Genomic DNA, 10,283 nt, shown 5'->3' with positions numbered 1-10,283 from the left:
CCCCCTTTTCGGCCGGTGGCGGCGGCGTGCTGGTGGGCGCGCACGATGGTGGAGTCGATCTGCACCAGCCAGTCGATGTCACCGGCCGCGTCGGCATGAGCCTGGATCTGCTGCAGGGCACGGGTGAACACGCCGTCCAGGGCGTAGCCGCGGAAGCGGGTGTACACCGTCTTCCACGGCCCGTAGCGTTCCGGCAGGTCACGCCAGGAGATACCGGTCCGGATCTTGTAGACCATCCCGTTGATGACCTGCCGGTCTTCCACCCGCGGCCGCCCTGTGGCAGCCCGCGGTATCAGCGGAGCGAGTAACTCCCACTCTTGAGCGGTGAGTTCGTGACGGCGTACCACTCAACCATGATCCACCATCTGAGGATCTTTGAAGACGAACCCTAGTGCCGCATCAAGCAACGTTCGCCCGTTCCCTGCAGATGGAAATCGAGCTGCTGAGGCTGGGATTGACGCATAGCCTGCACGCTGTGGACAGGGAACGCAGTGCTCGGCAGCTTCGGCTGATTGGCGAGACGGTGGAGATCGCGCAGGCTCTCGGTGTGGAGGTATGGCTCCGCGGCGGTTGGGCCATGGACTTCTTCATCGGAGAGGTCACGCGTGACCATGTGGACCTCGACTGGTTCGTCTGGGCGAAGGACGCCTCCGCTCTGACCGACGGCCTGCTGCGCTCCGGCTATGAGCCTTTGTCCGGGCCGCCTGCCGATCAACAGCTCGATTTCCGCAAGGAAGGTGTGGAGAGCAGCTTCGCGCTCTTGGGTAAGAACCGGTGCGGGCAGGTTGTGGTCGCCGGAGGCCCTTGGGCTGGGGAAGCGTGGCCGGAGGGCATGCTCGATGCTCCTGTTGGCCGCATCGGGGCACTGCGGTGCCGGACTATCAGTCCTCGCGCTCAGATCGAGATCAAGCAGATGATGCCGGTCTGGCTTCCGGGCCGGCCGCGCCGCGCAAAGGACGCCGAAGACATCGCCCGGCTGGAGGCGGCCCTTCGAGAGCAGGGCGCCCGCCCGGCGTGAGGGCTTGAAGACGTGCACAGCCGCTACCGTCTGGGCGTGGCAGAACGGGTGCGCTTACGCGAGATCGATGACGATGAAGGCCAGCGGTTGCTGAGGATCGTTCGCCGCGGCTCCGGCTCGGTGGTGACCTGGCGACGGGCCCAGATGGTGCTGCTGTCGGCCAGGGCATGTCTGTGGTGAAGATCGCCGAGGTCACGTTCCCCAGTGCGGACCGGGTCCGGGATGTGATCCACAACTTCAACGCTGACCGGTTCGAGGCGCTCTACCCGAAGTACAAGGGTAGACGACCGAGAACCTTCACTCTGCCCGAGCGGCGCGAGATCAAGAAGATCGCCAAATCGAAGCCGGCCGAGCACGGCCTGCCGTTCTCGACCTGGAGCTTGGCCAAGCTGGCCGACTTCCTGGTCGCCGAGGGGGTGGTCGACGCCATCAGCCACGAGGGCCCTCGGGTCCTACTCCGCGAGGAGGGCGTGTCGTTTCAACGCATAAAGACCTGGAAGACCTCCCGCGATCCCGACTACGCCGCCAAGAAGGCCCGTGTCGAGCACCTCTACGCGATCGCGGACGGCGAGGTCATACCTGAGGATGGTGAGCCCGAAGTCGTCTTCCGCATGGACGAGTTCGGCCCGCTCAACCTGCAGCCCCACCCGGGGCGGCAGTGGGCCGAGCGCGGTGGCCGGCACAAGGACCCCGATCGGGAGCCCAGGCCCCGCCGGCGGGCGACCTACACGCGCCCGCACGGGGTTCGGCACCTGCTCGCCGCCTACGACTTGACCAAGGACAAGCTCTACGGCCACATCAAACCGAAGAAGAACCGCACCAGGTTTCTGGAGCTCTGCCGCTACCTGCGCAGCCTCTACCCGCTGAAGATCCGGATCGCGATCGTGCTCGACAACTTCTCCCCGCATCTGACCACAAAGAAGGACACCCGAGTCGGCGACTGGGCGGCGGCCAACAATGTTGAGTTCGCCTACACCCCGACCAACAGCTCGTGGCTGAACCGCATCGAGGCCCAGTTCACCGCCCTACGCTACTTCGCTCTCGACGGCGCCGACCACGCCAGCCATAAGGAGCAGGGCAGCATGATCCGCCGCTACATCATCTGGCGGAACAAGCACGCCGCCGATGAACGCCTTCGCGAAGTGGTGAACAGGGCGAACGTTGCTTGATGCGGCACTACACGGCGTGATCGGCCTGATGGGCATGCTGTTCGCACCAGTCCGGCAGGCTCTCGGCCATGGCATCAACGTTCAGGCCATCGCGCGGCGGCGCGGCATCGGCAGCATCGACTACTTCGACCGGTACATGGTCTTCGGCGTCCCCGACGACGACCTTCCCGAGTACACCTTCGACACCGCCCTGCAGCAACTGGCCGACGACACAGCGGGCACCGAAGCGGACGAACTGCTCCTACGCCTGCGCGACGACACTCAGCGCATCACCCGCCGCATCGGCTACAAACGCGCCGCCGGCGCTCCCCTACCGGCGGCCGCACTCCTCAAAGCCGCAGCCCTGCACTACGGCCGCCTCACCGCCGCTCCTCAGGGGCCCTCGGCCTGTTCACTGCGGACCGCGCCATGGACTTCCTCGCGAAAGACCTCCTGGCCGACCTTGCCGAGCCCGACCGGCCCTCGATCCTCAAGATCATGGCCGAGACCCCTGACGGAACCGTCCTGGCTGCTCGCACCCTCCAACGCGTCCCCAGCCGTGACGACTCCGGCACCCCGGACCGCTCACAGGCAGCAGCCACCCTCGACTGGATAGGTAAGGCCCGCTCACTGATCAGCCACGAGATCGCACGGCTCCTCACCCCTGCCGCGAGCCGGCCCGTACACGAACTGACCGAGCTGGAGATCACCATCATCTGGGCGTGGCGCCATACCGAGTCCGAGGTCTGCCGGATTTGGATCAACCAACGTTTCGACCAGGGGTGGAACCCTCTTGATCTCCTCGCCACGCTCCTACCGCCCGACCGGGCCCCGCTCCAGGTCATCGACGAGGCCACCCTGCAAAGCCTCGACGCACTCATCGGCCTCGAAGCGCTGTACAGCCGACTCGGGCCGCTCCTCGACACCCCGGCAACAGCCCCTGCTGACCCCCGTGAAGAACACCAGCAAGGCATCCTCCAAGCGCTTCGCGTATGCCGCGGCAACACCCCGGGCAGCAGCTGACCACCCGACCCACGCCTCCGGACAAGACGGAGCAGCAAGCCGTGACAGACAATCCGTTCGCCCTCGCACCCGAGCAATGGCAACGCCTCGCCTCCGCCCGCCAGGCCTACACCGACATCGTCAGTCCGTACTACGACGAGACGCTGCAACACGTGGCTCAACGCGCGTGCGTCAGCGGGCACATCGGCAAAGCCGACATCGGAGCACTACTGATGTGGAAGCGCCTCAGAAGCTGTTGTCGTACCGATCTTGTCGGACGCCGGTTCGAGTGTGACGAAGACCGGTAGATGGTCTCGCAACGTTCAGTAGCCGGTGGTCAGCAGCTTGCGTAGAGGGGGTATTGGCCCCGATGGCGGACGACAGGTGGCCCCGAAGGGCATCGGCTGGTCCTGCTATGGGGGCCGGCCACAGCCCGACTGCCGACAAGGCCATGCAGCCACGGTTACCGGTCAGAACGCTCAAGGCCGGCGCACCCACTGATCTGCTCTGTGGCTGGCGTTCGGACGAAGCGGCGCGGAACAGGGTTGAGTCCTGACTACGGTCTGGCTGTGCCGGTGGAGTTTGCGGAGGGACAGGTGACGGCCCAGGCCGCCTCGATCATCTGAAAGATCTCGCCCACCGCGGCCTGCGGATCGGTCGCCTCACGGGCCAGTGAATAGGCGTCGATCACGAACCTCGCGATCGCCCGGCAGGCCGTTGGGGTCACTGACAGGTCGGGATCGGCGGCGATGGCCGTTGCCAGCGACTCCGCGTGGCGCAGCCTCATCGACTCTTCGTACTTCCGCAGGGCGGGTGATGCGTCGATCATGCGCCAGATCGGGGCGGCGCTGTCCGCTGTGCAGTGTCGCACCAGGGACTGGATCTCGCGGCGCAGCGCGGGGATGAGCGGCTCGTGCTGCGCCCGGCCGGTGACCGCCCGCGTGAGGCGCTGCTCGAAGTCTTCGTCCTGTTCGAAGACCAGGGCCTCTTTCGAGGCGAAGTGGGAGAAGAGCGTGGTGACGGCCACGTCGGCCTCGGCGGCCACGTCACGGATGCCCACTGCGTCGTACCCGTGCTCCAGGAAGAGCCGCAGGGCGGCGTCGGCGATCTTCTGGCGGGTCGCGGCCTTCTTGCGCTCACGGCGTCCGGTCGGCACGGTCATGACCTCACACTATCAGGTGCAAATCCATAACAGGTTCAAAACCATAACAGTTAGCGCTACGGTTGCAGCATGAAGAAGGTGAGCTTCGCCGAGTTCGGCGGTCCGGACGTACTGCAACTCATAGATGCCGAGGATCCCCATGCGGGCCCCGGCCAGATCCGCATCGCCGTACGGGCGGCAGGTGTGAACCCCGTCGACTGGAGGCTCCGTGAAGGCCAGGTCCTGGGGGCCCATCCGATCGAGTTGCCCGCCGGAGTCGGGCAGGACGCCGCCGGGGTGGTGGACGAGGTCGGTGAAGGCGTCGAAGGGGTCGAGGTCGGCGACCGCGTGTTCGGCGAAGGCGCAAGCACGTATGCCGAGTCCGCCGTGCTGTCGGCCTGGGCCCGTATGCCCGAGGGCCTGACGTTCGAAGAGGCGGCCGGCTACCCCTCCGTGGTGGAGACCGCGCTGCGCATCATCCGCGAGGTCGGTGTGCGCTCCGGGCAGACGCTGCTGGTCAGCGGCGCGTCCGGGGGAGTCGGATCAGCGGTGCTGCAGATCGCCCGCGACCGCGGCATCACGACGATCGGGACCGCTGGGGCAGCCAACCAGGACTATCTGCGCAGCCTGGGCGCCCTCGCCACGACATACGGCGAGGGCTGGGTCGAGCGGGTGCGGCAGCTCGGCCATGTCGACACAGCCCTCGACCTGGCCGGCTCGGGCGTGATCCGCGAGCTCGTCGAACTCACCGGGGACCCGCAGAAGGTGGTCTCCATCGCCGATCTCGGTGCGCCGGAGCTCGGTGTCCGATTCTCCGGCGTCGCCGGGAACATGCCAGAAGCGCTCGCCGAAGCCGTCGACCTCATCTCGCGGGGAAAGCTCCACATCCCGGTCGAGAAGTCGTACACGCTTGCCGAGGCCGCGGCGGCGCACATCGACAGCCAGACCGGTCACACACGCGGGCGACGGGTCCTGGTTATCTGAAAACCAGCTGCGCGTCGTCCTCAAGCAGAAATTAAGGACGACGCCGGCCTGGAGCCCGCTACTTGATCGCAGAGACAGCGGGCCCAAGTCGCAGCGGGGCCAACAACCGATCGGAAGGGTCAACTACCGGTCAACGTCACATCGAGTGTGGTGACTCGGTCGCGTGATCTTCGGCTCCGGCATGCATGAAGGCGGGGCCTCCTGCCCAGCTCGGGATTGTCGAAGTCCGGACGAGCTGGCCGGGAAGCCCCGTGTCGCAGTCTTGCGGTGCCCTGCTTGTGGCGTCCAACTCGTTTGCCCGGTCGTGTGAATGCCTCGCCTCACCGGTTCGGGAATGCGGGTACCCATCCGGACCGCGAGCCGCGGTATCCCTCGGACATGTCGGATGCGGAGTGGGCGGTCGTGCGGGAGGCGATGCCGGTCCCGGCGTGGATGAACGGCAAAGGCGGCCAGCCGGAGGGCTACTGCCACCGCCAGATGTTGGACGCCGTGCGCTATGGCCGCGGGCGGCATCACGTGGCGGGCGATGCCGGGCGAGTTCCCCGTGCGGGACCGCGTCTACGCGTTCGCGCGACGCTGGGGTGCGCAGGGGCTGCTGGCCGAGCTGCACGACCGGCAGCGCGGCCTGGTGCGTGAGGACGCCGGCCGCGATCCGGAGCCGACCGCCGCCATCGTCGACTCGCAGTCGGTGCGGGCCGCCGCCACGGCCCCCGCGTCCTCGCGCGGTTACGACGCGGGCAAGAAAGTGCAAGCACATAGCAACACTCAACGAGCCTGATCACCACGCAGCGGAAGCCCCCGTTCCCTCCATCACCGAGCCGTAGCAACCCGGCCTGAACCGCTACCACCACCAGGCACCAAACTGATCAGCCCAGACCAACCCCATCACCCACTGATCAGAAAGACCGCTCCTGGACAGGGACGCACTACGGGAGCCGGGCATGGACTGGGCGTAGTGCTGGCTGAGTCTCCGAGGTCCTTCCGCCCGCCCGCGCCCCCACGCCGTCCAGAAGGACTGGCCTGGGCGCGGGCGTTCTTCTTGCGAGCCGCTCACGCGTGCCCGGAAGCCGGCTCCCGCAAGGGTCGGGCGAGCCCGGTCCCGTCGCAGTGGAAGCACCGGCCGCCTCCCGGCGTGCTGCGGGCACCGATGGTGCCGGCGGCGTGGCGGAAGAGTCGGGTGAGGCCGGCGACGTGCGCCGCGTGTATCGGGAGCTCCTGCCGTCTGCCGAGCGTGACCTCCAGTGCGACGCCGGGGCCGGTGAAGTGGGCGTGCACGCCTCCGGTGATCGAGCGGAGCGTCTCGTTGAGTTCGTGCATCGTCTCCGCGCCGGACAACTGCACCAGGGCCGCGAGGACGGTGTCGATGGCCGCGGCGAAGGACAGCAGTCCAACCGGGCGGGCGAGCGGACCGACGCGGCCCACGGGGTCGGGATCGGTGTGCTGGAGCCGGGACAGGGCGTGCCACAGGTCGCCCGGCAGATTCGGGGGTGCGATTTCTTCTCGGCTGCGTCTCATACGGCCTGTGTAGGGCCTGCGGTGCGCTGTCGACGTCGGATGGGCCCGCCGTCCCGCCCGGCGGGGCGGTGACTTCGGGACCGGTCCCCCTGTGCGGCCTGGCGGCTGCCGACCGCACAGCGGGCTTGCGCGGTCAGTTCCGCCGACCGAACCAGCCGCGGCCCCGGCCCGGCTCGGCGCACGATCAGCCGTGCCGTGACCCGCCCTGCTTTCCTCCGGCCGGCGAAGGCCGTATGGGCGGATATCTCGGCGACTTCGGCATCCGAGATGAGCTCGCCGGTCTCGGGGTCGGGCACCGCACTGGGGTAGGTGGTCTGCCGCCACACGGTGTCGGGGATGGCAGCGACGGCCCGTTTGATGGGCAGGTTCATGCCGCAGGGGACGGAGAAGCGGGCATCAGCCCGGCGACAGGCGGCAATCACACCGGCGTTGTAGAACTGCGAGTCCGCGCGCAGGATGCGCATGCCGGTGCATCCGGCCTCGCGGGCGGTGGCCAGGGCCTCGCTGACAAGCTTCGGGGCCCCACGGGACTCGTCTGCCTTGCCGCGCCGCATCCGCACGGTGGCGATCACCGGACGCGAGAGGGGCGTGCAGATCGTGGCGAGCAGGGGATGCAGGGTGCGGACGCCCGCGAACCGGCCGTACTCGCCTCCCTGCTCGGTACGGCCGTAGACGCGTTTGTGGGTGGAGTCGACATCGATGAACGCTTTCTCGCCCGAGCCGGGCAGCAGCGGGGTGTGCGCGGCCAGTGCAGCCAGGAACTTCCGCTGCACGGCGTGGAGTTGGAGGACGTGACCATGGGTGAACGCACGCAGGAACGTGCCGAGCGCGGAGGGGGCACGGATCCCACCGAACAGGGCCGGCATCGCACCGTGCCGCAGGACGTCCAGGTCGTCGATGCTGTCCGCGCCTGCGGCCATGCCGGCCACGATGCTGGTGACCTTGGCGTCCGCTGTGGCACCGCCGCTGTTCTTCGCCCCGCTCAGCTTCACCTTCTGGGCCGTCAGGCGGGCGAGCCCGCACCGCTCGGCCAGGCGCATCACCGGGACCAGCCCGGCATGCGCGATCAGGTTCGTGTCATCGAACGCAGCGGAGACCGTTGCCGACGTGTGGGAGAGTTGCATCTCGCGGGTGTTTCTCGTGCTCTGTGGATGTGGAACCGTAGGAAGTCCCGTCGTCCCAGTTCAGAGGGCATCCGCGTCTTGACGTCCAAGCCCTGGGACGCGCTGCTGACCGGCGGATCAGTCCAGGAAGAGGCTCATGTACAGGGCCGTCTCCCCATCGGACTTGGTACCGCTGTAAAGAGAAGTGTCGAGGCCGCAGAAGGTGAAACCCATCCGCTGGTAGACGCGGATGGCCGGAGCGTTGATGTTCGTCACTTCCAGCCAGACATGCCCGGCACCGCGTTCCCGGGCCCAGTCGATGGCGTGGCTCATCAGCGTGCGTCCGATTCCCCGGCCCTGGTACGGCCCCGCCACCTCGATATCGGCAATGATCAGGCGACGGTTCCAGGGCTCGTACTCCGTGTCGACATAGCCGCACACGCGATCACGATCCAGCGCTACAAACCGGCGACTGCCCTCCGACACCTCATCGCGCTCGGGCTCGTCGTCGGGGAAGACCTTGTGAACCGGCGGGTCCAGCTTGACGGGCCGAAAGGTGAACCCGCTCCCGGAGCCGACCACTTCGAAGACGGTGTCCGAGACAAACTCGCCCTTGATGACGGCGGACTTGTCCCTCTCGCTCTCTGCCACGCGATAGGTGAATTCGTCCACAGCCCCAAGGTCCCCTGATGTAGTGTCAGATATCGTCACTTCCACAGGTTACCGGTCCCGTGCATCACGCAGCAGGGCGACAGCGGGACGCCACAGGGCTCCGGGACAGTTCCGCCTCAGCGGTCAGATTCACTTCGCCGAACCGGGAAGTGAGCGCCGGAGTGGCACGAGATGCTTTCACCCACGAGATGCCTCGCCGATCGTGCGTGAAGAAATCTTCGACAAGCCTGTCATCACAGGTCACGAGGCATCTCATACGCTTCCGCAGCACATCTCCCAGCTCTCTCACCTGGTGGTCTACGACAGGAACGTGGAGGTGGCCCGGCATGAGCGGCTGATCGCCAAAGGCAGCTGTCGGCTGGAGCTGGACCACTACCTGGAGGCCCTGATCCGCAAGCCGGGCGCCTTTTGTCGGCGTACATGGGGGATCTGGTCCGCGAACCGTGACCGTGAAGGAGCTTTCGTATGCGTCTGTTCCACTCCGACGCACTCATCCGCGCCCATGCAGGCGGCACCGCAGGCACCCGCTTCACCGCCGACGGCTACTTTCCCCTGCCGGGCTTTCTCACCCCGCACGGACTCGATACCCTCCGCGCCGAGGCCATGCGGCTTGAACAACTGGCGCGACGGCGCGACTTCGCCATGGACTGCATGGAGGGCTCACCGCGTCACATGACCACCCTGGGCGGCCACATCATCGCCCAGGAATCGCAGCCGATCCCCCTCCTCTACCAAAACCAGGAACTGCTGCAGCTGATCGGGACGGCGGTGGGCCGAGCCCGCCGCCGTCCCGGACCCCGTCGAGCGGCATGTGCTGAACATCCTGCACCGCCACGGCGACACCCATGACGCCCACACCGACGACTACACCTTCGCCCTCGTCGTCTTCCTCGAAGCCCCACCCCATCCCGCCGACGGCGGGCTGATCGAGCCCCCCAGGCCGCCTCGCTCACCGAACTGACCCGCTCCGGCCGGGCACGCACGGCCCATCACACACCAGGCGACGCCTACCTGCTGCGCAGCGACACCACCGCGCACCGCGTCACGCCCCTTGCACGGTCCGGTGTCCGCCGCACCGTGCTCAACTTCGCCTACACCGCTCCCACCGCCCACCCTCGCCTCACCGGCTCGGCACACGAACTGTACGTGTAGCCCGGGCGCCGAACCGCTGACGAGGGACTGGGGCGCCAACCGCACCCGGGGAGAGCAACCAGCACGGCCTGTCGCGTCACCGGACGCGATTGATCTGCTCCTGTGGGCACAATGCCGTCGTGCAGCTGCTGCCCATTCCTTGCCCCGCCCACCTCATCCCGGACGCCACCGGCACCGACGCCTTCCACGACGTGTACCGGACTGCCATGGCGCAGCAGGCTGTGTTCGTCGCCATCGAATTCGAACGACGGCAGCGGTGGACCGTGAAGGCGGACACGCTCACTGCCGGTTCCGGCCACCCTGCCGATGATGCCGTGAACGTTGCGGTCCGGGCCGCGATCACCCGCCTGGTCGAAATCCGTGAGGTCGACCTGGATGCCTACGCAGGCCCGGTCTACTTCATGATGCACGGTGTGCAAAGCGAAGACCGGGCCCGAGAGCTCGCGGCTGCGCTCCACGCCGCCCTGTACGGCGACCTGGGACCCCTGACCCGAGCTGTACCTTCCGCACCCTGACGGCCGACCGCGGCAACTCCCGCTGAGGGGCCG

General features: G+C 67.4%; 13 protein-coding genes and 1 pseudogene. 8 read left to right on the top strand and 6 right to left on the bottom strand.

The window, feature by feature from the left end:
• Window positions 1–347 (bottom strand): IS5 family transposase (locus tag ACFVIU_RS35715; protein WP_385847721.1); only part of this gene is annotated, 347 nt, incomplete at its 3' end.
• 80 nt (window positions 348–427) lie between these two features.
• Between ACFVIU_RS35715 and ACFVIU_RS35710 the strand changes: the two genes are divergently transcribed.
• Both ACFVIU_RS35710 and ACFVIU_RS35705 read left to right on the top strand, forming a co-directional pair.
• A complete protein-coding gene (locus ACFVIU_RS35710) occupies window positions 428–1,018 on the top strand; it encodes a nucleotidyltransferase domain-containing protein (RefSeq protein WP_385847720.1) in 591 nt (196 codons plus the stop codon).
• A gap of 36 nt (window positions 1,019–1,054) precedes the next feature.
• Window positions 1,055–2,187, top strand: a pseudogene (locus tag ACFVIU_RS35705) (IS630 family transposase).
• Window positions 2,188–2,194: 7 nt separating this feature from the next.
• On the opposite strand, the gene ACFVIU_RS35700 reads toward ACFVIU_RS35705, so the two are convergent.
• Window positions 2,195–2,386, bottom strand: coding sequence for a hypothetical protein (locus ACFVIU_RS35700; protein ID WP_385847719.1), 192 nt, complete (start codon window positions 2,384–2,386; stop codon window positions 2,195–2,197).
• A 209-nt stretch (window positions 2,387–2,595) separates the two neighbouring features.
• On the opposite strand from ACFVIU_RS35700, the gene ACFVIU_RS35695 reads away from it, so the two are divergent.
• Both ACFVIU_RS35695 and ACFVIU_RS35690 read left to right on the top strand, forming a co-directional pair.
• Window positions 2,596–3,189, top strand: coding sequence for a hypothetical protein (locus tag ACFVIU_RS35695; RefSeq protein ID WP_385847718.1), 594 nt, complete (start codon window positions 2,596–2,598; stop codon window positions 3,187–3,189).
• Window positions 3,190–3,230: 41 nt separating this feature from the next.
• Window positions 3,231–3,476: a hypothetical protein gene (locus ACFVIU_RS35690; protein ID WP_385847717.1), complete on the top strand. Its 246-nt coding sequence runs from the start codon at window positions 3,231–3,233 to the stop codon at window positions 3,474–3,476.
• 248 nt (window positions 3,477–3,724) lie between these two features.
• On the opposite strand, the gene ACFVIU_RS35685 is transcribed toward ACFVIU_RS35690, so the two are convergent.
• Window positions 3,725–4,330: a TetR/AcrR family transcriptional regulator gene (locus tag ACFVIU_RS35685; protein ID WP_385847716.1), complete on the bottom strand. Its 606-nt coding sequence runs from the start codon at window positions 4,328–4,330 to the stop codon at window positions 3,725–3,727.
• Between the two features lie 69 nt (window positions 4,331–4,399).
• Between ACFVIU_RS35685 and ACFVIU_RS35680 the strand changes: the two genes are divergently transcribed.
• Window positions 4,400–5,293, top strand: coding sequence for an NADP-dependent oxidoreductase (locus tag ACFVIU_RS35680; protein WP_385847715.1), 894 nt, complete (start codon window positions 4,400–4,402; stop codon window positions 5,291–5,293).
• 526 nt (window positions 5,294–5,819) lie between these two features.
• Window positions 5,820–6,071: a hypothetical protein gene (locus ACFVIU_RS35675; protein ID WP_385847714.1), complete on the top strand. Its 252-nt coding sequence runs from the start codon at window positions 5,820–5,822 to the stop codon at window positions 6,069–6,071.
• Between the two features lie 272 nt (window positions 6,072–6,343).
• Here ACFVIU_RS35675 and ACFVIU_RS35670 read toward each other — a convergent pair whose 3' ends face one another.
• From ACFVIU_RS35670 to ACFVIU_RS35660, 3 genes are all read right to left on the bottom strand, one after another.
• The gene (locus tag ACFVIU_RS35670; protein WP_385847713.1) at window positions 6,344–6,808 is read right to left on the bottom strand and encodes a hypothetical protein; all 465 of its coding nucleotides are present in this window, start codon (window positions 6,806–6,808) and stop codon (window positions 6,344–6,346) included.
• On the bottom strand, window positions 6,805–7,932 hold the full coding sequence (locus tag ACFVIU_RS35665) for a transposase (RefSeq protein WP_385847712.1): 1,128 nt from the start codon (window positions 7,930–7,932) through the stop codon (window positions 6,805–6,807). Before ACFVIU_RS35665 ends, ACFVIU_RS35670 begins: the two co-directional genes overlap by 4 nt.
• Window positions 7,933–8,049: 117 nt before the next feature.
• On the bottom strand, window positions 8,050–8,583 hold the full coding sequence (locus ACFVIU_RS35660) for a GNAT family N-acetyltransferase (RefSeq protein ID WP_385847711.1): 534 nt from the start codon (window positions 8,581–8,583) through the stop codon (window positions 8,050–8,052).
• A gap of 465 nt (window positions 8,584–9,048) precedes the next feature.
• Between ACFVIU_RS35660 and ACFVIU_RS35655 the strand changes: the two genes are divergently transcribed.
• Window positions 9,049–9,432, top strand: a complete 384-nt coding sequence (locus tag ACFVIU_RS35655) for a hypothetical protein (RefSeq protein ID WP_385847710.1) — start codon at window positions 9,049–9,051, stop codon at window positions 9,430–9,432.
• Between the two features lie 422 nt (window positions 9,433–9,854).
• Window positions 9,855–10,250 carry a hypothetical protein gene (locus ACFVIU_RS35650; protein WP_385847709.1) on the top strand — a complete coding sequence of 132 codons (396 nt, stop codon included), beginning with the start codon at window positions 9,855–9,857 and terminating at the stop codon, window positions 10,248–10,250.
• Window positions 10,251–10,283: the final 33 nt, after the last annotated feature.

Source organism: Streptomyces sp. NPDC127190 (genome assembly GCF_042672505.1).
Lineage (GTDB): Bacteria > Actinomycetota > Actinomycetes > Streptomycetales > Streptomycetaceae > Streptomyces.
The sequence above is the reverse complement of the archived record's forward strand: the minus strand, read 5'-3'. Positions and strand labels throughout refer to the sequence as shown.